17 protein-coding genes are annotated in these 22,571 nt (G+C 73.5%); 10 read left to right on the top strand and 7 right to left on the bottom strand.

From position 1 onward, the window contains the following. Positions 1–58: 58 nt before the first annotated feature. Together BM064_RS22415 and BM064_RS22410 are read right to left on the bottom strand one after the other, a co-directional pair. Positions 59–1,228: a DSD1 family PLP-dependent enzyme gene (locus BM064_RS22415; protein WP_092864244.1), complete on the bottom strand. Its 1,170-nt coding sequence runs from the start codon at positions 1,226–1,228 to the stop codon at positions 59–61. 90 nt (positions 1,229–1,318) lie between these two features. Next, positions 1,319–1,786 carry a YaiI/YqxD family protein gene (locus BM064_RS22410; RefSeq protein ID WP_092864241.1) on the bottom strand — a complete coding sequence of 156 codons (468 nt, stop codon included), beginning with the start codon at positions 1,784–1,786 and terminating at the stop codon, positions 1,319–1,321. 136 nt (positions 1,787–1,922) lie between these two features. Here BM064_RS22410 and BM064_RS22405 point away from each other — a divergent pair, with 136 nt between their 5' ends. After that, on the top strand, positions 1,923–2,519 hold the full coding sequence (locus tag BM064_RS22405; protein ID WP_177236371.1) for a YceI family protein: 597 nt from the start codon (positions 1,923–1,925) through the stop codon (positions 2,517–2,519). Positions 2,520–2,904: 385 nt separating this feature from the next. Here BM064_RS22405 and xrtD read toward each other — a convergent pair whose 3' ends face one another. The 4 genes from xrtD to BM064_RS22385 form a co-directional block, all read right to left on the bottom strand. Beyond that, a complete protein-coding gene (gene xrtD, locus BM064_RS22400; RefSeq protein ID WP_092864235.1) occupies positions 2,905–4,503 on the bottom strand; it encodes a VPLPA-CTERM-specific exosortase XrtD in 1,599 nt (532 codons plus the stop codon). A 177-nt stretch (positions 4,504–4,680) separates the two neighbouring features. Continuing rightward, positions 4,681–6,489, bottom strand: a complete 1,809-nt coding sequence (locus BM064_RS22395) for an ABC transporter ATP-binding protein (protein ID WP_092864232.1) — start codon at positions 6,487–6,489, stop codon at positions 4,681–4,683. Positions 6,490–6,992: 503 nt separating this feature from the next. Further along, on the bottom strand, positions 6,993–7,754 hold the full coding sequence (locus BM064_RS22390; RefSeq protein WP_092864229.1) for an SDR family oxidoreductase: 762 nt from the start codon (positions 7,752–7,754) through the stop codon (positions 6,993–6,995). Between the two features lie 67 nt (positions 7,755–7,821). Continuing rightward, positions 7,822–8,514 carry a TetR/AcrR family transcriptional regulator gene (locus BM064_RS22385; protein ID WP_092864227.1) on the bottom strand — a complete coding sequence of 231 codons (693 nt, stop codon included), beginning with the start codon at positions 8,512–8,514 and terminating at the stop codon, positions 7,822–7,824. Positions 8,515–8,680: 166 nt separating this feature from the next. On the opposite strand from BM064_RS22385, the gene BM064_RS22380 reads away from it, so the two are divergent. Then, positions 8,681–9,631, top strand: coding sequence for a D-2-hydroxyacid dehydrogenase family protein (locus BM064_RS22380; RefSeq protein ID WP_218161105.1), 951 nt, complete (start codon positions 8,681–8,683; stop codon positions 9,629–9,631). A 43-nt stretch (positions 9,632–9,674) separates the two neighbouring features. Here the strand turns inward: BM064_RS22380 and BM064_RS22375 are convergent, their stop codons facing one another. Next, positions 9,675–10,502 carry a sulfite exporter TauE/SafE family protein gene (locus BM064_RS22375; protein WP_092864225.1) on the bottom strand — a complete coding sequence of 276 codons (828 nt, stop codon included), beginning with the start codon at positions 10,500–10,502 and terminating at the stop codon, positions 9,675–9,677. 441 nt (positions 10,503–10,943) lie between these two features. On the opposite strand from BM064_RS22375, the gene BM064_RS22370 reads away from it, so the two are divergent. The 8 genes from BM064_RS22370 (at position 10,944) to BM064_RS22335 (ending at position 22,562) form a co-directional block, all read left to right on the top strand. Beyond that, a complete protein-coding gene (locus tag BM064_RS22370) occupies positions 10,944–11,459 on the top strand; it encodes a hypothetical protein (protein WP_092864222.1) in 516 nt (171 codons plus the stop codon). Positions 11,460–11,585: 126 nt separating this feature from the next. Beyond that, positions 11,586–14,447: a type I DNA topoisomerase gene (gene topA / locus BM064_RS22365; protein WP_092864219.1), complete on the top strand. Its 2,862-nt coding sequence runs from the start codon at positions 11,586–11,588 to the stop codon at positions 14,445–14,447. A 151-nt stretch (positions 14,448–14,598) separates the two neighbouring features. Next, positions 14,599–15,570 (top strand): CE1 family esterase, encoded by a 972-nt coding sequence (locus BM064_RS22360; protein WP_092864216.1) that lies wholly within the window; start codon positions 14,599–14,601, stop codon positions 15,568–15,570. A gap of 13 nt (positions 15,571–15,583) precedes the next feature. After that, positions 15,584–17,845 carry a ribonuclease R gene (rnr, locus tag BM064_RS22355; RefSeq protein WP_092864212.1) on the top strand — a complete coding sequence of 754 codons (2,262 nt, stop codon included), beginning with the start codon at positions 15,584–15,586 and terminating at the stop codon, positions 17,843–17,845. Between the two features lie 361 nt (positions 17,846–18,206). Then, on the top strand, positions 18,207–18,854 hold the full coding sequence (locus BM064_RS22350) for a glutathione S-transferase family protein (protein WP_177236370.1): 648 nt from the start codon (positions 18,207–18,209) through the stop codon (positions 18,852–18,854). 4 nt (positions 18,855–18,858) lie between these two features. Next, positions 18,859–19,545, top strand: a complete 687-nt coding sequence (locus BM064_RS22345; protein WP_092864206.1) for a thiamine pyrophosphokinase — start codon at positions 18,859–18,861, stop codon at positions 19,543–19,545. Positions 19,546–19,723: 178 nt separating this feature from the next. Further along, positions 19,724–20,587 (top strand): MBL fold metallo-hydrolase, encoded by an 864-nt coding sequence (locus BM064_RS22340; RefSeq protein ID WP_092864203.1) that lies wholly within the window; start codon positions 19,724–19,726, stop codon positions 20,585–20,587. A gap of 214 nt (positions 20,588–20,801) precedes the next feature. Then, the gene (locus BM064_RS22335; protein ID WP_092864200.1) at positions 20,802–22,562 is read left to right on the top strand and encodes a SulP family inorganic anion transporter; all 1,761 of its coding nucleotides are present in this window, start codon (positions 20,802–20,804) and stop codon (positions 22,560–22,562) included. The last annotated feature ends 9 nt before the right edge of the window (positions 22,563–22,571 follow it).

Here is a 22,571-nt window from a genome sequence, read left to right as displayed (position 1 = left end):
CCGGCCGCCGAGGCGCATTGAAATGCGCCCTACGACAGGCTCCGGGGCGCGCCGCCGCTCACCACGACCGGCCGCGGGCGGAGACGCGGATCAGCCGCTCGACGGTGTCGCCGCGCACCCCCACCAGCCAGTCGTGCAGGTTCACCGTCGGGTCACAGTGGCCGGGCGTCATGCGCAGCCGGTCGCCGAGACGCAGCAGGTCGTTCGGGTCCGCCACGCGGGCATGCTCGTCGGCGCAGCCCAGCACTTCGAGGCCGCTGTTGCCGGGGTCGGGCTCCAGGATCCGGGGCGGGCCGCTCTCCATCGACTGCACCTTCAGGCCGGCGTCGCACATGGCGACGCCGGGGCGGGCCTTGGACATGACGGTGGTCAGCAGGATCAGGGCGTTGGCGAACTCGCCCAGCGCCTGGCCGGGGGCGGCGGCGTCGCGCTGGTAGTCGGCGTCCATGAACACGTAGGAGCCGCATTGCACCTCGGTCCAGGGGCCGGCGGCCTCGAACTCCCACGACCCGGTGCCGCCGCCGGTGATCCAGGGACAGTCGAGGCCCGCGCGCTCGAGCGCGTCGAGCGTCAGGCGCACGCGCTCGGCCGCGGCCTCGATCTTCGCGCGCCGCTCGGCGGGGGAGCGGATGTGCTGGGCGACCCCGCAATAGGCCTGCATGCCGGCGAAGCGCAGGCCGGGGGCGGCGTCGATGGCCTTCGCGATCTCGGCCGCAGGGGCGCCGGGCTCGGCCCCGCAGGCGGCGGAGCCGGCGTCGATCTCGACCAGCATCGGCAGCTCGACGCCCTCGGCCCGGGCTGCGGCCGACCAGGCGGGGATCATCGAGAGATCGTCGGCGATGGCGGTGATCCGCGCGGTGCGGGCGAGGCGCGCGGCGCGGGCCATCTTGCGCGGGTCGACGAGGTCGTTGGTCAGCAGCACGTCGGGCACGCCGCCGCGGATCATCGCCTCGGCCTCGGCGACCTTCTGGCAGCACACGCCCGCGGCGCCGGCTTCGATCTGCATCCGCGCGATCTCGGCCGAGCGGTGGGACTTGGCGTGCGGGCGAAGCGCCACGCCCGCGGCGGCGGCGCGGGCGGCCATCAGGGCGATGTTCGCCTCGGCGAGGTCGAGGTCCAGCAGCAGGGCGGGCGTCTCGATCTCGGCCAGGCTCATGCCGGGCAGGGCGGGGACGTCGTAGCCGGGCTCGAGCCCCGGCTCCAGGCCGGGCAGGGGATCGGAGGGCATCGGCAGGGCTCCCGCGCAGGCGTGTCGAACGCGCGGGAGGATGGCCGGCGCGGGCCCCGCCCGCAAGGGCGCAGACCCGCGGACGCGGCGTCAGCGGCGCAGGGCGGCGCGCACCGAGGTCTCGAGCTGGTTGAGGAAGGCCGAGCGGTCGGCCTTCGAGAACGGCCGCGGCCCGCCGGTGATCGCGCCGGTCTCGCGCAGCGTGCTCATCAGCTCCCGCTGGGCCAGCGCCATGCCGATCGAGGCCGCATCGAACGGCCGCCCGTTGGGCCGGATCGCCTGGGCGCCGGCCTCGAGGCAGCGCGAGGCGAGGGGGATGTCGTTGGTCACGCAGACGTCGCGGGGGCCGATATGCTCGGCGATCCAGTCGTCGGCGGCGTCGGCGCCGCCGGTGACGAAGACCACGTTCACCATCGGGTCCTGGCTGGGCCGGATCCCGCCGTCCGAGACCAGGTGCACCCGGACCTTGTGGCGGGCGGCGACGCGCAGGGTCTCGTCCCGCACGGGGCAGGCGTCGGCGTCGACGTAGATCTCGGTTCGGGAAGGCGCGTCGGTCATGGCAAGGGTTCCTAGGCCCCCGGCGGCGCGATGGGAAGCCCGATCACGATCCGGAGGGGCGCACTGGCGCCCCCGTCGCCGCGGCGCCATCCTGCCCGGGCCCCGCAGGCTGGCGGGAGGTGCAGGACGGAACTTCATGCGGGCTCGCGGCGCCGACCTTTCCCACCGGGCCCGCCGGGCCCTGCCGCGGCGCCTCGGGGCGGCGTTGCTGGTCGCCGGATCGGCGGCCGCCCCCGCCGCCGCCGCGGACTGGGAGGTGGACCACGCGGCGAGCCGGCTCTCGATCTCGGTCGAGGTCGCGGGGCGGCGCCTGTTCGGCGAGTTCCAGGACTGGCGGGCCGAGATCGCCTTCGACCCCGAGAACCCCGAGGCCTGCCGGGTGCGGGTCGAGGTCGACGTGGCGAGCCTGGCGTTCCCCGACGACATGGCCTCGTCCTCGGCGGCGGAGCCGGAGTGGCTGGCCGCCGCCGCCCACCCGGTGGCGGTGTTCGAGGGCGAGGGCTTCAGCCGCTCGGCCCCCGGCGACTGGACCGTGCACGGCGTGCTGACCGTGAAGGGAGAGACCCGGCCGCTGGACCTCGAGGTCGCCATCGCCGCCGAGGGCGATGCGGCCGAGGCCAACGTCGCCGCGGAGCTGGTGCGCAGCGACTACGGCGTCGGCGGGCCGGTGGAGGAGATGGTGGGCCTGAGCGTGCGCATCGACGCCCACGTGGTCGCCCGCCGGCTCGACTGAGCGCCGGCCGCTTCGGGCAAGCCCGCGCGGCTTCTTCCGCCTCCCCCCGTTTCGACCGAGTTCCCGCCGCGCCTGCGCGTCTTCTGCGCGCCCACGCTGCCGCTTCGCGCCCCCGCCCTTCGCGCGATCTTCGAGCGTCGCGCCCCCTGCGGGCCGCGCGAGGCCCCGGGTCAGGCCCTGGGCACGCGCCTGCGGCTGACGTCCGGAGTCCCTGCGAAGGCCGGCGCCGGGCGTCGGCGCGGGGCGGGGGAGGCCTCGCGCGCGTCGTGAGGGACGCAAGCGGCCCGGGGCCAGGCCGGCGCGGCGGCGTCGCGCGCCTCGCCTGAAACGCAAAACGCCCCGGCGCGGGGCCGGGGCGTGGGGGCGCGGGCGCGGGGCCTGCGCGTCAGATGCGGCCGTCCACGAAGCGGGGCAGCACGTCGTCGGCGGGGGCGAGGAAGCCCAGCAGGCGGGCCTCGGCGTCCGCCTCGCGCTCGCGCGCGAGGATCGGGGTGGTCAGGCGCACCAGGGCGCCGTCGGTGCGGCCCTCGACCACGCCGTTGACCACCAGCATCGCCTTGGCGACGTAGTCCGAGGCGATGCGCCGGCCGGACTGGTCGAACCAGTAGTAGACCAGCAGCCGCGAGCCGCCCTTGATGATCACCGCGCGGTTGACGTTGAAGCTGCCCTCGACCCCCAGCCGCGGGGCCAGGTCCACGGTCTTGATCGAGTGCATCTCCCAGCCGCCGCCGGGCAGGCAGACCTCGGGCGAGTGGATCCCGCCCTTGGTCTGGTCGTGATACCAGGCCGAGAAGAACTCGACCGGCGCGGCGGCGTCGGCATGGCCGTAGCTCAGGCCGATGTAGTCGTCGGCGCCCAGCACCCGCTCGACCCGCTTCTCCAGCGGCGCGCTGCGGTTGACCAGCGTCCATTCGCCGATGCGGGCGGGCATCTGGGCGTAGGGCTGGCGGTCGATGGCCGGCAGCTCGCGCGGGGGCGACAGCCACCAGGCGGCGGCGAGAGCGGCGCAGAGCCCGGCCGCGGCGATCATCGCCGGCGAGGCCTGGGTGTGCCGCACGCGGGCGAGCTCGGGCATGATGCCGTTGAGGTCGAGGTCCAGCGCCTCCGACAGGCCCATGCGGGGGGCGGGCTGCAGGCGCAGCATCAGGGCGGCGAGGCCGAAGAGGATCGCGATGCAGCCCAGGAAGACCACCCAGCCCTCCATCAGGTGGCCGAAGCCCTCGGCCTGCTCGATGCCCCAGGCGTTCACCAGTTCGCCCACCAGGGCGATGCGGAACGAGTTCATCAGCACCGCGATGGGCACGGCGGACAGCAGCAGCACCGCCTTGTGCCAGGTCGGCCCTCGGTAGAGCACCGCGAAGATGTAGGAGAAGGACATGATCGGGAACAGGTAGCGCAGGCCCGAGCAGGCCTCGGCCACGTGCAGTTTGTAGACGCCGAGGTCGATGATGTTCCCCTCGAGGAACACGGGCGTGCCCATCATCTGCAGCGCCCAGACCCCGATGTCCGACGAGATGAACTGCAGCGTCGTCGTGGCCTTGTAGTAGATCAGCCCCGGCAGCGGCAGCATGAAGGTCAGGTGCAGCACCGGCGGCCAGAGCTGGGCGCCGTTCTTCCACCCGAAGCTGACCAGCAGCATCCCGTAGACCCAGATGATCAGCGCATAGGCCGAGACGTCGCCGATGTGGCTCAGCAGTCCCAGCAGGCCGACCAGCAGCGACAGGCACACCACCGCCACCCCGGGCCAGCGGTCGCGCACGGGGCCGGCGTTCACCGGCACCTCCTTGAGCTGGCGCAGCAGCAGGAACGAGGACAGCAGCGGGATCAGCGGCCCGTGGCTGTATTCGGCCAGCTGCCAGGCCTCGCCCAGGGTCGTCAGCCCGGGCAGGAAGAACAGGGCCGCCCCGACGACCGCGATGGCCAGCCAGAAGATGCCGAAGGGGTTCCAGGTTGCGCCCCAGTCGCTCGCGATCGCCTTGTTCATCCCCACCACGTCGAAACAGGCCCCCTCCGCGGCCGCCCCGGCCGCAGGATCGAGGCGAAAATATGATCGGCTCCGCCGTTCGATAACATGAACCGTTCCCGTCGTCATGCCGGGTTTCGTCGCGGCTCACGCGCGCGAGACCGGGCGCGAGCGCGTGCGGTCCGGGCCCGGGCGGCGTCAGGCTAGGTCGCGGGCCATGTCGCGGAAGGCGGCGGAGGCGGCGAGCAGGCTTTCGAAGTCGCCGCGCGCGGCGACGCGGCCGTTCTCCAGCAGGAAGATCTCGTCGCAGTCGCGCACCGTGGTCAGGCGGTGGGCGACCATCACCACGGTGCGCTGCGCGCCCGCCGCCGCGATCCCCTCCATCACCTGCCGCTCGGTGAGCGTGTCGAGGGCCGAGGTCGCCTCGTCCAGGATCAGGAGCGAGGGGTCGCGGTAGAGCGCGCGGGCGATTCCCACCCGCTGGCGCTGCCCGCCCGAGAGCCGCACCCCCCGGTCGCCGACCAGGGTGTCGTAGCCCCGCGGCAGCTCGTCCACGACGAAGTCGTGCAGCGCGGCCTGGCGGGCGGCGCGTTCGACCGCGGCCATGTCGATCGCATCGTCCGGGGCGCCGAAGGCGATGTTCTCGGCCACCGAGGCGTCGGTGAGGAAGATGTGTTGGGGCACGTAGCCCAGGGTCCGCCGCCAGCCGCGCCGGTCGGCGGGGCCGCGCAGGGGCCGGCCGTCGGCCAGGATCTCGCCCGCGTCGGGGGAGAGCAGCCCCAGTATCAGGTCCATCGCCGTGGTCTTGCCCGCGCCGGTGCCGCCCACGATCCCCACCCGGGTCCCCGAGCGCACCTCCACGTCCAGCCCGTCGAGGGCCGGACGCTCGGTCCCCGGGTAGGCGAAGCGCACGCCGCGCAGCTCCAGCGCGCGGGCCAGCGGCGGCGAGGGGGCGGTCTCCAGCGACTCGGCCCCCGCCGCGGTCAGCTCGGCATGGATCGCGTCGAGCGAGGGCCGGCGCGAGCGGATCGAGCTCAGCCCCGCATAGACCGCCTGCATCGAGGGCGCGAGCCGGGCGCCCGCCAGCGCGTAGACCCCCGCGGTGGGCAGGATCGCGGCGTAGCCCCCGCTCGCCGGATCGGCGCCGGCGGCGAGCACCAGCACCACCGCGATCATGCCGATCACCGCCACCCCCTCCAGCACGTGCCGGGGCGCCTGGCCGAGCACCATCTCGCTCGCCAGCGCCTGCGCCCCGCGCAGGGAGGGCCGACCGATGCGGCGCAGCATCGCCTGCTCGAGGCCCAGCGTCTTGACCTCCTTGATGCCGGTCATCGCCTCCAGCGCCAGGCGGAAGCGCTCGGAGAGGGTCTCGAAGCGGATCTCGCCCAGCTCGCGGATGCGCGGGCGCAACGCGAGGTAGACCAGCGCGTAGCCGCCGCCCGTGACCGCGAACATCACCGCCGCCGCGAGCGGGCTGACCAGCACCATCAGCGCCAGCATGGCGAGCGCGATGCAGGCGTTCGCGACCAGCTCCAGGAACTGGGTCAGCACGCCCTGGACCAGCACGTCGACCTCGACCAGCGAGGTCTTCACCAGGTCGGAGCTGTGGCGGTCGAGGAACCAGGCGTAGGGCTGGCGCAGCAGGCGGGCCATCACCTTCTGGCCGATGCTGTGCATGCGCAGGGCGGCGAAGCGGCGCGAGGCGTAGATGGTCCCGACGCGCACCGCGATGGCGGCGGCGTAGCACCCGCCCAGCAGCGCCCCCAGCAGAGGGAGGGAAGGCGGCGACTCGCCCCCCGCCAGGCCCATCGACTGCAGCGCCTCGCCCAGCCGTCCGGCGCCCGCCGCCGTCTCGGGCGCGGCCAGCACCGCCAGGAACGGGATCACCGAGGCGACGCCCACCAGGTTGGCGAAACCCGACAGGATCGACAGCCCCAGCACCGCCCAGAACAGGCGCCGCTCGGCGGGATCGAGCAGGTCCATCAGCTTGCGGTAGACGTCGATCATGGGGCTCCGGCGGCGGGCTGGCGTGGCGGTCTGTCGGTCGCAAGGACGGTCGGGCGGTCTCGGGACGGCGAGGGTGCGGGGCGGGGGCGCGAGGCGGGCGCGAGCGCGCCCCGGAACCGGCGGGATCGGACCGGCGGCGGCCACGCCGGGCAGGGTCGGGCAGGGCAGGGTCGGGCAGGGCAGGGTCAGGGCAGGGCGGAGCGGCCTGCGCGCCGCGCGAGGATAGGTCTCCGCGCCCCCCGTCGCCAGTCTCGCGGCCCGGTCCGCCCCCGGACCCGCCGCCGCAGCCCGCGGAGCCGCCCGGGGTCCCGCCTCCCATCGCCGCCAGGCGCTTCGACGCAGGCCCCGCGCGCCGGCGGCGGCAGGGCGCGCGCCGCCTGCCGGGAGCCCCGCCCGCCGTCCGGCGCCGCGCCCGCGATGCGCCGCGGGCGGAACCTGGGGACGGGCGCGTCGGTCGACGCGGCGCTCCCCCGGCCGGCGCGGGGCGCCGGCCGGGGGGATCGTCAGCCCAGGCCGAGGCGGGTGCGGTTCTCGGGGTCGCGGAGCTGGAAGTCGCTCCCGTCGAATTCGCGGGCGGCCTCTGTGCACAGGAAGGCGATCGCCTTCGCCGGCCAGTCGGCGGGGATGTGGTCGTCCCAGCTCATCTTGCTGACCGGGTTCACGCCGCTCGCCCCGATCACGCGCTGCATGTCGGTGGCCACCGTCCCCGGGCTCAGCCCCACCACCCGCACGCCCTTCGGCCCGCTCTCGGCATGGGCCGCGCGGGTCAGCATCAGCGCCGCCGCCTTGGCCGAGCAGTACTGGCTCCACCCCTCCAGCGGATTGTACGCCGCGCCCGAGGAGATGTTGACGATCACGCCCGCGCCCTGCGCCTCCATGATCGGCAGCGCCGCGCGCAGCCCGTGGTAGACGCCCAGCGCGTTGATCGAGAAGGCCCTGGTCCAGGCCTCGGGGTCGGAGTCGGCCAGCCGCGAGATCGGCTCGATCACCCCGGCGTTGTTGATCAGCGCGTCCAGCCCCCCGAAGGCGTCGCGCACCGCCGAGACCACGACCGAGACCTCCGTCCAGCTCGCCACGTCGCAGCTCAGCGCGATCGCCTCGCCGCCGGCGGCGCGGATCGCCTCGGCGCCGGCCTCGCAGGCGGCGTGGTCGCGCGCGACCAGCGCCACGCGCATCCCGCGCGCGGCGAGCTCGGCCGCGGCCGCGGCGCCGATGCCGCGGCTGGCGCCGGTGATCAGGACGGATTTTCCGGTGAGTTCGGACATGGGATCTCCCCTGAATCGCAACGCCCCGGCGCAGGGCCGGGGCGGGAGGCGGCGGCGGCGGCGCGCGTCAGTCGCGCTCCACCTTCAGCCCGTTGAGCACGAAGTCGAGATACTGGCGCCCGACCTCCTGGGCGCTCAGCGGCCCGTCGGCCTTGTGCCAGCGCGGCAGGCCCGAGAGCCCGGCCAGGATCAGGCGCGAGACAAGCCCCGCGTCGCGCTTGCGCAGCACGCCCTTGGCCATGCCGTCCTTGATCGCGTCGCGCAGGATCTTCTCGTAGGCGTCGCGCTGGGCCACGATCCGCACCCGGTTCTGGGCGTTCTCGAAGCTCCAGAAGGTGTTCGAGGACGAGATCCAGCCGGTGCGGTCCTGGTCGATGCGCGTGGCCGAGGCCTCGACGAAGGCCTCGATCCGCCTGACCGGGTCGTCGCCGGCGGCGGCCACGTGCTCGCCCACGTCGGCGATCAGCGATTCCATCCGCGACATGACCACGATCTCGAAGATCTGCTCCTTGTCGGGGAAGTGATAGTAGAGCGCGGCCTTGGTCAGGCCGGCGCGCTCGGCTATATCCCGCAGCGAGGCGCCGTCGTAGCCCTTGGTGGCGAAGATGTCCGCCGCGATGGCGATGATCTCCTCGCGCCGGATCGAGGCTTTCTTGCGCGCGCCGCGGGCGGCCGCGTCCTCGTCGGGCTCGCCGCCGGAGGCGACGCCGTCGGCGGGCGCGCGACAGGGACGGAGCGGCGGCTCGCGATACGGGTGCATGGGCGGTTCCCCTTCAAGGCTTGCCGTCGGTCCGCGACGGACGAGACTTGCCGCCGGTCGGCGACGGCCAGGAGAGCATTGCCGCTAACCGGCCGGCTTGTCAAAAAGGACGCGACGGGAGCGGCGGAATGACCGATCCCGGAAACGGTCGCAGGGAGGACTGCATATGCGTTGCGCGGTGCTGGACGATTATCAGGGCGTCGCCCTGAGCTTCGCCGACTGGGGCCCCCTCGCGGGCCGGATCGAGCCGGTGATCTTCCGCGAGCCCTTCGCGGACGAGGACGCCGCCGCCGAGGCGCTGGCGGGCTTCGAGGTCGTCCTCGCGATGCGCGAGCGCACGCCCTTCCCCAAAAGCCTGCTCGCCCGCCTGCCGGAGCTGCGCCTGCTGGTCACCACCGGCATGCGCAACGCCGCCATCGACGTGGCCGCCGCCCGCGCCCGGGGGGTGACGGTCTGCGGCACGCGCGGCGACAAGAACTCGACCGTCGAGATCGCCTGGGGGCTGATCCTGAACCTGATGCGCAAGGTCTCGGCCGAATCCCAGCGCTTCAAGCAGGGGCTGTGGCAGGGCTCGGTGGGCACGCGGCTCGCCGGTCGGCGCCTGGGCCTGCTGGGGCTGGGCGAGATCGGCGGCCGGGTGGCGCGCGTGGCGCAGGCCTTCGAGATGGAGGTCGAGGCCTGGTCCCCCAACCTCACGCCCGAGCGCTGCGCGGAACTGGGCGTGAGCCTCGCCGAGAGCAAGCACGCCCTGTTCCGGCGGGCGGACGTGATCTCGATCCATCTGGTGCTGTCGGAGCGCAGCCGCGGGATCGTGGGCGAGGCGGAGCTGCGCGCGATGCAGCCCTCGGCCTACCTGGTCAACACCTCCCGTGCGCCGCTGGTCCAGCGCGGCGCGCTGGAGCGGGCGCTGCAGGAGGGCTGGATCGCCGGCGCCGGGCTCGACGTCTACGAGGCCGAGCCGCCGGAGTGCGACGACCTCTTCCGCCGGCTGCCCAACGTCGTCGGCACGCCGCACATCGGCTACGTCTCGGACGCGGTCTACCGGCTGTTCTACGGCGACGCGGTCGAGGACATCGCCGCCTGGCTCGACGGCGCCCCGGTGCGCGAGATCGCCTGAGGCGCGCGCCGGCCCCGGGCCCGACCCGGGGCCTGCCGCGGCCTCAGCCCAGCGCGGCGTAGAGCATCCGCACCGCGGTGATCGCCAGGAACAGGGCGAAGAGGCGCTTGAGCAGCGCCTGGTCGACCTTGTGGGCGATGCTCGCGCCCAGCGGCGCGCAGAACCAGGTGGCCGGGATGATCAGCAGGGCGGCGGGAACCGAGACGTAGCCCAGCGACAGCGGCGGCAGCCCCTCGACCCCCCAGCCCGCCCAGATGAAGGCCAGCGTGCCGGGCACCGCGATCAGCAGGCCCATGGCCGAGGCCGTGCCCACCGCCGTGCGGATCGGCACCGAGAAGGCCGACTGGATCGGCACCGCCAGCGTGCCCCCGCCGATGCCCATCAGCGAGGAGAACAGGCCCACGAAGCCCGAGAGCCCGCCGTTGGCCGCCTTCGACTTCGGCAGCTCGTCCGCCGCGGTCAGGGTCTTGGGAATGGCCATGTTCACCGCGACCGCCAGCGCCACCAGCCCGAAGACCAGCCGCAGCGCGTCGCCCGAGGCGAAGCGCGCCACCACCCCGCCGACCAGCGCGCCGACGACGATGCCGGGCCCCCAGCGCCGGAGCAGCGTCATGTCGACCGAGCCCCGCTTGCGGTGCGAGCGGGCGGACGAGATCGAGGTGGGGATGATCGTCGCCAGCGAGGTCGCCACCGCCAGGTGCTGCGTCACCTCCGGGTCGAGCGCCGAGGCCGAGAGCAGCCACGACAGCACCGGCACGATCACGATGCCCCCGCCCACGCCCAGAAGTCCCGCGAGCACCCCCGCGATCACGCCTGTCGCGAGCAGCGATGCCGCCAGCAGGGCCAGGCCCGCCGCGTCGAGTCCGATCATCGGGGAAGTCTCCTGAGGAAGGGCGGCCCGGGGCCGCGGACGCTCCCACGGCTAGGGGATCGCCGCGCGGGGGACAAGGGGCCGTGCGACGCGGTTCCACAGGGCGGAAGATCCCGGTCGCCCCCGCCCCGCCCCGATGCCGGCCCCGCAGGAAGCGCCGCCTGGAGCCGGACGCGGAGGGGCGGGGGTGCCCGCTGCAGGCGCCGCCTCCGCCGCGCCGAGGCTCCGTCCGGCCGCCGCTTCGCCCGCCGCCGCTTCGCGGGGAGGGGCGTGGAGCTCGACGGGCGGCAGGGCGCGACGGATCGTCCGCCTCGCGGCGGGGCCGGGGCGGCGCCTGAGGCTGGCGCAAGCGGCCCAAGGCGGACATAAACGCCGTTCGCCCCCGGCGTGGAGCCCGCTCCGCGCCCCGTTCCCGCAAGGCGCAAAGGGTCCGCCGCCCGTATGCAGTTCGACGACACCGCCTTCTTCTCGATCTGGTACTGGCTGCTGACCGCGGTCTTCTGGTCCGTGGGCTCCTACTTCGCCCACGGAGTGCCCTGGGACATGCTGCGCCGGGCCCTGATCCACGGCGGCGACGAGGCCGACGCCTGCGACCGATACGCCCGGGTGATGATCCTGCGCACCGACGCCTGGCTCGCCCGCTGGGGCGTGCCGGCCGGCGCGGCGGTCGGCTTCGCGCTGGCGGCGCTGGCGGTCGCGGGCTTCCTGGCGCGCTCGGAGCTGGCGCTGGGGCTGCTGATGCTGCTGGCGCCCGCCGCCGGGATGCTGGCGGTGCAGGGCGCGGAGGCGCGGCGCATCGCCCCGCGCCTGCACGAGATCCACATCGAGCCGCTGCTGGTCGCCCTGCACCGGCGCCGGGCCGCCAACCAGCTGACCGGAATGGTCGCCGCGGTTGTGGCGGTGGCGGTGCTGGGCTATCTGAACATGGATCGGATCGCGGCGCAGGGCGGCTGGTAGGCGCCTGTTCCCTGGGCGCCGTCCGGCCGGCGCCCAATCCGGCGGCGGATCGCCTGCGGATTGACAAGCCGCTCCCCGCTCTCACATGTTCCGCAACCGTTCGCACCCGGCAGGAGAAGCGCCCGCATGGCCGTCGTCGTCGTCGAGTCCCCGGCCAAGGCCAAGACGATCAACAAGTATCTCGGGAAGGACTACACCGTCCTTGCGAGCTACGGCCACGTGCGCGACCTGCCGCCCAAGGACGGCTCGGTCGATCCCGACAACGGCTTCGAGATGCTCTGGGAGATCGACGCGAAGTCCCAGAAGCACGTCCGCGCCATCGCCGAGGCGCTGGCCGACGACCCGGCCCTGATCCTCGCCACCGACCCCGACCGCGAGGGGGAGGCGATCAGCTGGCACCTGGAGGAGGCGCTGAGAAAGCGCCGCGCGCTGAAGAAGGACACCCCCGTCCAGCGCGTCGCCTTCAACGCCATCACCAAGACCGCCGTCGAGGCCGCCATGGCCGCGCCGCGCGCCATCGACATGGAACTGGTGCACGCCTACCTGGCGCGCCGGGCGCTGGATTACCTCGTCGGCTTCAACCTCTCTCCCGTCCTCTGGCGCAAGCTGCCGGGATCGCGCTCGGCGGGCCGCGTGCAGTCGGTCGCGCTGCGCCTGATCGTCGAGCGCGAGATGGAGATCGAGGCCTTCAAGGCCAAGGAATACTGGTCCGTCCGCGCCATGCTGAAGACGCCGCGGGGCGTCGAGTTCGAGGCGCGGCTCTCGGAGCTCTCGGGCAAGAAGATCGACCGCCAGACGCTGGAGACGGCGACGCGCGCCGAGATGGCCGCGACCGCCATCGCCTCGCGCGGCGGCTCGCTTTTCGTGGACACGGTCGAGGCGAAGCCCGCCTCGCGCAATCCCAGTCCGCCGTTCATGACCTCCACGCTTCAGCAGGAGGCGTCGCGGAAATTCGGGATGGGCGCCCAGCAGGCGATGCGGGCGGCGCAGCGGCTCTACGAGGCCGGGCACATCACCTACATGCGGACCGACGGCATCGACATGGCCCCCGAGGCCGTGCGCGCCGCCCGAGACGCCATCGCCGACCGCTTCGGCAAGGCCTACGTTCCGGAGAAGCCCCGCTTCTACAAGAACAAGGCCAAGAACGCCCAGGAAGCGCACGAGTGCATCCGCCCCACCGACATGACCCGCGACGCGGGCAAGCTGGACGCGGGCATGGGCGCGGACGAGCGCCGCCTCTACGACCTGATCTGGAAGCGCACGCTCGCCTCGCAGATGGAGGGCGCCCGGCTGGAGCGCACCACCGCCGAGATCCGCTCGAAGGACCGCGAGGTCGCGCTGCGCGCCACCGGCCAGGTGGTGAAGTTCGACGGTTTTCTGAGGGTCTACGAAGAGGGCCGCGACGAGCCCCAGGACGACGAGGACGGCCGCCTGCCCGCGCTGAGCGAGGGCGAACCCACGCCGCTGGCCGCGAAATCCCTCGCCGACGCCTTCGAGAAGGCCCGCGGCGAGGCGAAGACCGAGACGGCGGGCGCCCAGGGCGTCGATCTGCTGCGCGCCGACAACGCCATGCTCGCCGGCGACGGCGCGGTGCTGGCGCAGCAGCACTTCACCCAGCCGCCGCCGCGCTACACCGAGGCCACGCTGGTCAAGCGGATGGAGGAGCTCGGGATCGGGCGGCCCTCCACCTACGCCTCGATCATCGGCACGATCCAGGACCGCGAGTATGTCCGCAAGGACAAGAACCGCCTGATCCCCGAGGACAAGGGCCGGCTGGTGACCGTGTTCCTGTCGCGGTATTTCTCGAAATACGTCTCCTACGACTTCACCGCCAAGCTGGAGGAGGACCTCGACGTCGTCTCCGACGGCGGGCTCGACTGGAAGTCGCTGCTGGCCGACTTCTGGCAGGACTTCCACGCCGCGGTCGAGGACACGGCCGAGCTGCGCATCACCGACGTGCTCGACACGATCAACGAGGCGCTGGCCCCGCATCTGTTCCCCGACAAGGGCGACGGCTCCGACCCGCGCCTCTGCCCCAACTGCGGCAAGGGGCGGCTTTCCTTGCGCACCGCGCGCTCGGGCGGCGCCTTCATCGGCTGCTCGAACTACCCCGAATGCCGCTACACCCGCCCCATGGGCGGCGGCGAGGAGGGCGAGGGCGCGCTGGGCCCCGACGGCAAGCTGCTGGGCCATGACGAGGACGGCGAGCCGGTGACCCTGCGCTCGGGCCGCTTCGGCCCCTACGTGCAGCTCGGCGAGCTGACCGAGGAGAACCCCAAGCCCAAGCGCTCCTCGATCCCCAAGGGGCTGGCGATCGACGACGTGGACCTGAAGAAGGCGCTCGACCTGCTGGCGCTGCCGCGGCTGGTGGGCCAGCACCCGGAGGGCGGCGAGATCAAGGCCGGGCTCGGCCGCTTCGGTCCCTTCGTGATGCACCAGCCGCCGAAGGGCGAAGGCGAGAAGAAGCTGCCCAAGCCCGTCTATGCGAACCTCAAGGACCAGTCGGAGGTCTTCGAGATCGGCATCAACCGGGCCGTGGACCTGATCGCCCAGAAGCTCTCCCGCGGCGGGCGCGGGGCGGCCGCGACGCCCCTCAAGGAACTGGGCGAGCACCCCGAGGGCGGGGCGCTGGCGATCTACCCCGGCCGCTACGGGCCCTACGTGAAGTGGGACAAGGTCAACGCCACCCTGCCCAAGGACGCCGATCCGCAGAGCGTGACGCTCGAGCAGGCGCTGGAGCTGGTCAACGCCAAGGCCGCCAAGGGCGGCAAGGGCAAGAAGGCGGCGCCCAAGAAGGCCGCCGCCAGGAAGCCCGCGGCGAAGGCCAAGGCCGCCGACGGCGAGGCCGCGCCCGCCAAGAAGGCGCCGGCCAGGAAGGCGGCCGCCAAGAAGCCTCCTGCCAAATCGGCCGCGAAGAAGACCACCGCCAGGGACGCCCCCACCGGCGATCCCGAGGTGGACGACGTCTTCGACGGAACCGGCGAGTGACCCCCGGCGCGTCCCCCCGGGGCCGCGCCCGCCCCCCGGCGGCCCCTCGCGCGCCCCGCGCCGGGTGCGCGCCCCGCGCCGGTTGCGCGCCCCGCGCCAGTTGCGCGCCCCGCGCCGGGTGCGCGCCCCGCGCCGCCCGCGTGTCCCGGGCTTGACCCGGGACCTCTCCCGCCGCCGGCCGCGCGCGCCCGGAGCGGGGCCGCGCGCCGCGCTCGCCGCGCTTCTCCTGGCCCTGCCGGCCGCGGCCCCCGCCGCCCCGCTTCCCGAGGGCGTCGAGCGCATCACCCTCTCCGTCGACGGTCTCCCCCGGACGGCCCTGGTCGAGCCCCCCGCCGCGGCTGACGGCCAGCCCCCCGCCGGACCGCTGCCGACCCTGATCCTGCTGCACGACATGGGCCAGTCCGCGCGCCAGGTCCGCGCGCTGGCCGCGCTCGAGCGCGCCGAGCCGCTGAAGGACTGGCTGCGGGTCTACCCCGAGGGGGCCGAGCGGACCTGGAACGCCGGGCGGCGCCGCGTCGACGGGGGCGAGGCGGTGCGGATGCCCGACGTGGCCTTCCTGCGCGCGCTGGTCGCCGCGCTTGCCGGACAGGGCCTCGCCGACCCCTCCCGCATCGTGCTGGCGGGCTTCGGCGAGGGCGGCTCGATGGTGCTGCGCACGCTGTGCGAGGCGCCGGGCCTCGCCATGGGCGCCGCGGTCGTCGCCGGCTCCTGGCCCGCCTCGCTGCACTGCGCGCAGGGGCGGCCCGTCTCGGTGCTGATGTTCCACGGGACCGAGGACCCGTTCGTCCCCTACGCCGGCGGCCAGGCCCCGCCCGCGCGCAAGGTCGGCGCCGGGGCCATGGCCTCGGTCGCGCGCACCGCCTCCTCGCTCGCGGCCCTCAACGGCTGCCGGGCGCCCAGCGACGAGACCCTGCCCGCGGGCGGGCGCAAGCGGCTGTGGTTCGCCTGCGAGGCGCCGATGATCGCCTGGCGGATCGAGCGCATGGGCCACCGCTGGCCGGGCTCGCCCGAGCGGGGGCGGGCGGGCGACGGGCTCGGCCCGCCGGTCCCGGAGGGGGCCCCCGACGCCACCGTCCTGATCGCCGCCTTCTTCGTTTCGCTGGCCGAGCGCCCCGGTCCGTGATAGCGGGCGGCCGATGAGCCGAGTTCCCGACAAAGACACCCTCGCCGACTTCATTCGCCTCAACCCCGACAAGGCCGGCAAGCGCGACCTCGCGCGCGCCTTCGGCCTGAAGGGGGTGGAGCGCGTGCAGCTCAAGGACCTCCTGCGCGAACTGACCGAGGAGGGGGTGATCGAGAAGCGCCCGGGCAAGAGCTTCGCCGCCCCCGGCCACCTGCCCCCCGTGGCGGTGCTGGTGGTCGGCGAGCCCGACCATGCGGGCGATCTCTTCGCCACCCCCCAGGACTGGGACCGCGACGAGCCCGCGCCGAAGGTGCTGATCCAGCCCGGCTCGCGCGGCCCCGCGCCGGGCCCCGGCGACCGCCTGCTGACCCGGGTGACGCCGGTGCACGGCGAGGATCACGCCTACGTCGGCAAGGTCATCAAGAAGATCGGCGCCGGCCCGCGCAAGATCCTTGGAATCTTCCGCCAGGCCCCCGACGGCGGCGGCCGGCTGGTCCCCGTCTCCAAGGGCGACCAGCGCGAATGGGTGATCGCCGCCCGCGACGCCGGCGAGGCCGAGAACGGCGAGCTGATCGAGGCCGAGCAGATAGGCCAGATCCGCCGCAACCGCGAGCTGGCGCTGCCCCGCGCCCGGGTGGTGGAGCGGCTGGGCTCCCCCGGCTCCGCCCGCAGCTTCTCCCTGATCGCGATCCACGAGCAGGGAATCCCCGACGCCTTCCCCGAGCGGGTGACCGAGGCCGCGGCCGCCGCCCGGCCGGTGACCTCGCTCAAGGGCCGCGAGGACCTGCGGCATCTTCCCCTGGTCACCATCGACCCGGCCGATGCGCGCGACCACGACGACGCCGTCTGCGCCCAGCCCGATCCCGACCCCGAGAATCCCGGCGGCCATATCGTCTGGGTCGCCATCGCGGACGTCGCCCACTACGTGCGCCCCGGCTCGCCCCTCGACCGCGAGGCGCGGCTGCGCGGCAACTCCACCTATTTCCCCGATCGCGTCGTGCCGATGCTGCCCGAGGAGCTCTCGGCCGACCTCTGCTCGCTGGTCGCGCACGAGGACCGCCCCTGCATCGCCCTGCGCATGGTGCTGTCCGAGGACGGGACCAAGCTCGCCCACGATTTCCACCGCGCGCTGATGCGCTCTCCCGCCTCGCTGACCTACGAGCAGGTGCAGGCCGCCGCCGACGGCCGCCCCGGCCCGGAGGTGGAGCCGCATCTCAAGACCATCGCCGACCTCTACGCCGCCTACGATTCGGCCGCGAAGGCGCGCGAGCGCAGGCAGCCCCTCGACCTCGACCTGCCCGAGCGCCGCATCAAGCTGGCTGAGGACGGAACCGTCGCCTCCGTCGGCTTCCGCGACCGGCTGGAGGCGCACCGGCTGATCGAGGAGTTCATGATCCTCTCCAACGTCTGCGCCGCCGAGACGCTGGAAGCGAAACGCCGCCCCCACCTGCTGCGCGTCCACGAGGAGCCCGGCCAGGACAAGCTCGACACGCTTCGCGACGTGGCCGAAGGCTGCGGGCTGACGCTGTCGAAATCCCAGGCGATCCGCCCCGCGCTGTTCAACCGCCTCCTGCACCAGGCCGCGGGGTCGGAGTTCGCCGAGCTGATCAACCTGACCGTCCTGCGCTCGCAGACCCAGGCCTATTACTCGCCCGACAACCTCGGCCACTTCGGCCTGAACCTGCGGGCCTATGCGCATTTCACCTCGCCGATCCGCCGCTATGCGGACCTGATCGTGCACCGCGCCCTGATCTCGGCCCACGACTGGGGGACCGACGGCCAGACCGGCGAGGAGATCGAGGAGCTCAAGGACACCGCCGAGCACATCTCCTTCACCGAGCGCCGCTCGATGACGGCGGAGCGCGACACCAACGACCGCTATCTCGCCTCCTACCTTTCCGAGCGGGTGGGCAACGAGTTCGCGGGCCGCGTCGCCGGGGTGGCGCGCTTCGGCCTCTTCGTGAAGCTCGACGAGACCGGCGCCGACGGCCTGGTCCCGATCGCGAGCCTGGGGCGCGAGTGGTTCCGCCACGACCCCGAAACCCACACCCTGACGGGCGAGGACTCGGGCCGGGTGATCGGCATGGGCCAGCGCTGCCTGGTGCGCCTGTCGGAGGCCGTCCCCGTCACCGGCGGCCTGCTGCTCGAACTGCTGGAGATCGAGGGCGACGACGCCCCCCGCCCCGGCCGGGCCCGCGGCCGCGCGCCCCGCAAGAAGCTCAGCTCCGCCACCAAGGCCCGCGCCAAGCACGCCCGCCACAAGCGCCGCGGCTGATCGCCCGGGCGCCGGCGCGCGGCCGCCGGCCCTCGAAAAGCGCCTGTTTCCCGGAGCCGTCTCTCGCTGATGCCGATCAGAGCGACTCGGCCGGAGGGGTCAAGGATCGCGGCACGCGACCCCCGAAGGGGGCTTGTCCTTGACCCCTCCGGCCGGGTCGCTCAGGCATCTTCAGCGAGAGACGGGTCCGGGAAACAGGCGCGGGGCTTGTTTCCGGGTGAGTCGGGAGCGTCCTCCCATGTCCCCTGGAGGCGCTCCGCCGGCCCCACGCCCAAGCCCGCCCGCAGGGCGCCTCCGTCCCCGGTTTCCTTTCCCGGCGCGGAGAGGCACTCTCCCGCCCAAAGCAAAGGGAGGACCCGACTTGACCGACGCCCCGCAGCCCGTCCGGCTGGTGACCTGCTCCACCGCCCCCAACCCCCGCCGCGTGAACGCCTTCCTGATCGAGAAGGGCGTCGAGATCCCCAAGGAGGAGATCGACCTCGCCACCCGCGCCCATTACGACCCCGCGCATCTCGACAAGTTCGGCACCCATCACCTGCCGGCGCTGGAGCTCTCCGACGGCTCGACCCTGACCGAGACCATGGCGATCTGCCGCTACCTCGAGGCGCTGCACCCCGAGCCCAACCTGATGGGCGCGACGCCGCTGGAGCTCGGCCGCATCGACCAGTGGAACCGCCGGGTGGAGTTCATGATCATGCTTCCTGCGGCTTATGTCTTCCGCCACTCGCACCCCGCCATGGCGACGCTCGAGGTGCAGGAGCCGGTGATGTCCGAATGGCACCGCCGCCCGCTCGCCAAGGGCCTCGAGGTGGTCGAGGCGCGTCTGCGGGCGAGCCCGTTCCTCGCCGGCGACCGCTTCACCATGGCCGACATCAACGCCTACATCGCCCTCGATTTCATGCGCGTCACCAAGACCCGGGTGCCCGAGGATCACACGGCCACGCTGGCGTGGCAGGCGTCGCTCGCCGATCGCCCGTCGCTGCAGCGCTACGTGCCGCCCGCGGCGTAAGTCCTTGAGCGGCCCGGTCTCCCTCCCCCTGGTCTACGACGCGCCGGTGCTGCTGCTGGGCGGGGGGCCGGCCGCGCCGGAGCTGATCGCGGAACTTCGCCCTCTCTGCGGCGCGGTGGTCGCAGCCGACGGGGGCGCCGACCGGCTGGCGGGGGGCGAGCCGCCCGACGCCATCATCGGCGACATGGACTCGCTCTCCGACTACGCGGGCTGGCGGGCCCGCCTCGGTCCCCGCTTCCTGCACGAGCCGGAGCAGGAGAGCACCGATCTGGGCAAGTGCCTGCGCCTGACGCGCGCGCCGCTGTACCTGGCGGCGGGCTTTCTCGGCGGGCGGCTCGACCATTCGCTGGCGGCGCTGCACGCGCTCGCCACCCATCCCGACCGGCGGATCCTGCTGGCGGGGCGGGAGGACCTGGCCTTCCTCGCGCCGCTTCGCTGGCGGGCGCGGCTGGCCCCGGGGGCCCGCGTCTCGATCTTCCCGCTGGGACCCTGCACCGGCCTCGCCTCGTGCGGCCTGGCCTGGCCGCTGGTCGATCTCGCGCTCGGGCCGGAGACGCGGATCGGCACCTCCAACCGCGCCGAGACGGCCGAGGTCGGCCTCGACCTCGACCGGCGGGCGGCGGTGGTGATGGTCGAGCGGCGGTTCCTGCATGAAACCATCGCCTCGCTCGACGAGGCCGCCGGGGACTGAGCCCAGGCCTGCGGCCCGCCGCCCCAACCCCCCGGAATTCCATCGCAAAAACCCTGCACATAGGGGATGACCCTGCGCGCGGCGCATTTTACACTAGATTGCGACGGAATTACCCATTCAAAACAAAGAATGCTTGCCTATGTCTCTGCCAGACCCACGACCGACCCTGGAGCGATCCATGCGACCTGACGTGACCGCCTTCTTCGACGAGCCGACCAACACCGTCAGCTACGTCGTGAAGGACCCGACCTCCAACGCCTGCGCGATCGTCGATTCGGTCCTCGATTTCGACAACGCCGCCGGGCGCACCTCGACCGAATCCGCCGACGAGATCATCGCCTGGGTGAAGGAGAGGGGGCTGACGGTGGAATGGCTGCTGGAGAGCCACGTCCACGCCGACCACCTCTCGGCCGCGCCCTACCTGCAGAAGGCGCTGGGGGGCAGGATCGGCATCGGCGAGAACATCCGCGTGGTGCAGGACACCTTCGGCAAGATCTTCAACGAGGGCACCGAGTTCGAGCGCGACGGCTCCCAGTTCGACCAGCTGTTCAAGGAGGGGGACCGCTTCGCGATCGGCGCGCTGGAGGGCTTCGTGCTGCACACGCCGGGCCACACGCCCGCCTGCCTGACCTACGTGATCGGCGACGCGGCCTTCGTGGGCGACACGCTGTTCCAGCCCGATTTCGGCACCGCGCGCTGCGACTTCCCCGGCGGCTCGGCCGAGATGCTGTGGGCCTCGGTCCAGAAGATCCTGTCGCTGCCCGACGAGACCCGCATCTTCACCTGCCACGACTACAAGGCCCCCGGCCGCGACGAGTACGCGTGGGAGAGCACGGTGGGCGAGCAGAAGGCGAAGAACGTCCACGTCGGCGGCGGCGCCACCGAGGCCGATTTCATCCGCATGCGCACCGAGCGGGACGCGAAGCTGGGCATGCCCAAGCTGATCATCCCCTCGATCCAGGTGAACATGCGCGCCGGACGCATGCCCCCGCCCGAGGAGGACGGCGGCGTCTACCTCAAGGTGCCGATCAACAAGCTCTGATCCCCCGCGCCCGGCGGCCCCGCCGGTGCGGGGCCGCCGGGCGCAATGCCGGAACGCGCGCCCCCGGCGGGCGGGGGAGGGCGGGCCCTCGCGACGCGGGCGCATCCCGCCCGCCGCGCCGCCGCCCCCTCCGACGCAGGGGCCCGACCGAGACCGCCGGCCCCCGCCCGGCCCCGACCCCGAACCCGGCCCGCGACGCGGACCCCGAGGACCCATGCTGAAACGCTACCTGCCGATCCTGGACTGGGGCGCGCGCTACGGCCGCGAGACCCTCGGCGCCGACCTGATGGCGGCGGTGATCGTGACGATCATGCTGATCCCCCAGTCGCTGGCCTACGCGATGCTGGCGGGCCTGCCGCCGGAGGTGGGGCTCTACGCCTCGATCGCGCCGCTGCTGCTCTACGGCGTCTTCGGCACCTCGCGGGCGCTGGCGGTGGGGCCGGTGGCGGTGGTCTCGCTGATGACCGCCGCCGCGGTGGGGCAGGTGGCCGAGGTCGGCACGCCCGAATACTACGGCGCGGCGCTCGCGCTGGCGCTGCTGTCGGGGCTGATGCTGGTGGCGATGGGGGTGCTGAAGCTGGGGTTCCTCGCGAACTTCCTCTCGCACCCGGTGGTGGCGGGGTTCATCACCGCCTCGGGCGTGATCATCGCCGCGGGCCAGCTCAAGCACATCCTGGGCGTGAAGGTCGCGGGCGAGTCGCTGCCCGAGACGGTCTGGGGCCTGGTCGAGGCGGCGTCCTCCGCGAACCTCGTCACCCTCGCCATCGGCGCGGGGGCGGCGGGCTTCCTCTACTGGGCGCGCCGGCGGCTGAAGCCGCTGCTGGTCGCGCGCGGGCTGGCGCCGCGGCTCGCGGACGCCGTCGCCAAGGCCGGGCCGGTGGCGGCGGTGGCGGCGACGACGCTGCTGTCCTGGGGGCTGGACCTCCAGTCGATGGGCGTCGCCATCGTGGGGGACGTGCCCTCGGGCCTGCCGCCCATCTCGGCGCCGCCGCTGGACCTGGGCTTGTGGACCTCGCTGCTGGGCTCGGCGCTGCTGATCTCGGTCATCGGCTTCGTCGAGAGCGTCTCGGTCGCCCAGACGCTGGCCGCCAAGCGCCGCCAGCGCATCCACCCCGACCAGGAGCTGATCGGGCTGGGCGCCGCCAACATCGGCGCGGCCTTCACCGGCGGCTACCCGGTGACGGGCGGCTTCGCGCGATCCGTCGTGAACTTCGACGCGGGGGCCGAGACGCCGGCGGCCGGCGCCTTCACCGCGGTGGGCATCGCGCTCGCCACCCTGTTCCTGACGCCGCTGCTGCATTTCCTGCCGGTGGCGACGCTCGCGGCCACGATCATCGTGGCGGTGCTGAGCCTGGTGGACTTCGGCTCGATCCGGCGCACCTGGGTCTATTCGCGCTCCGACGCGCTGGCGGCGATGGCGACCATCGGCCTGACCTGGGTGCTGGGGGTCGAGGCGGGCGTGATCGCGGGCGTCGCCGTCTCCATCGGCCTGCACCTGTGGCGGACCTCGCAGCCCCATTGCGCCATCGTGGGCCAGGTGCCGGGCACCGAGCACTTTCGGAATGTCGACCGGCACAACGTGGTCACCGTCCCCGACCTCGTGACCCTGCGCGTGGACGAGAGTCTGTGGTTTCCCAACGCCCGGTTCCTGGAGGACAAGCTGCTCGACCTCGTGGCCGGCGACTGCGCGCTGCGCGACATCGTGCTGATGTGCCCGGCGGTGAACTCGATCGACGCCTCGGCGCTCGAGAGCCTCGAGGAGATCAACCGCCGCCTGAAGGACGCAGGCGTGACCCTGCACCTGTCGGAGGTGAAGGGCCCGGTGATGGACCGGCTGAAGAAGACCCATTTCCTCGACGAGCTGACGGGCCGCGTCTTCCTCACCCAGTTCGACGCCATCCGGGCCCTGCGCCCGGAGATCGCCGCCGCCACCCTGCGCAGCCCGCGGTGCGAGACCGCGAAGGCCGCCGAGTAGGCGAGAGAA

This window comes from Albimonas pacifica, from assembly GCF_900113695.1.
In the GTDB taxonomy this organism is placed as follows: Bacteria; Pseudomonadota; Alphaproteobacteria; order Rhodobacterales; family Rhodobacteraceae; genus Albimonas; species Albimonas pacifica.
Note: the sequence above shows the minus strand (reverse complement) of the source record. Positions and strands in the feature narration are given on the sequence as shown.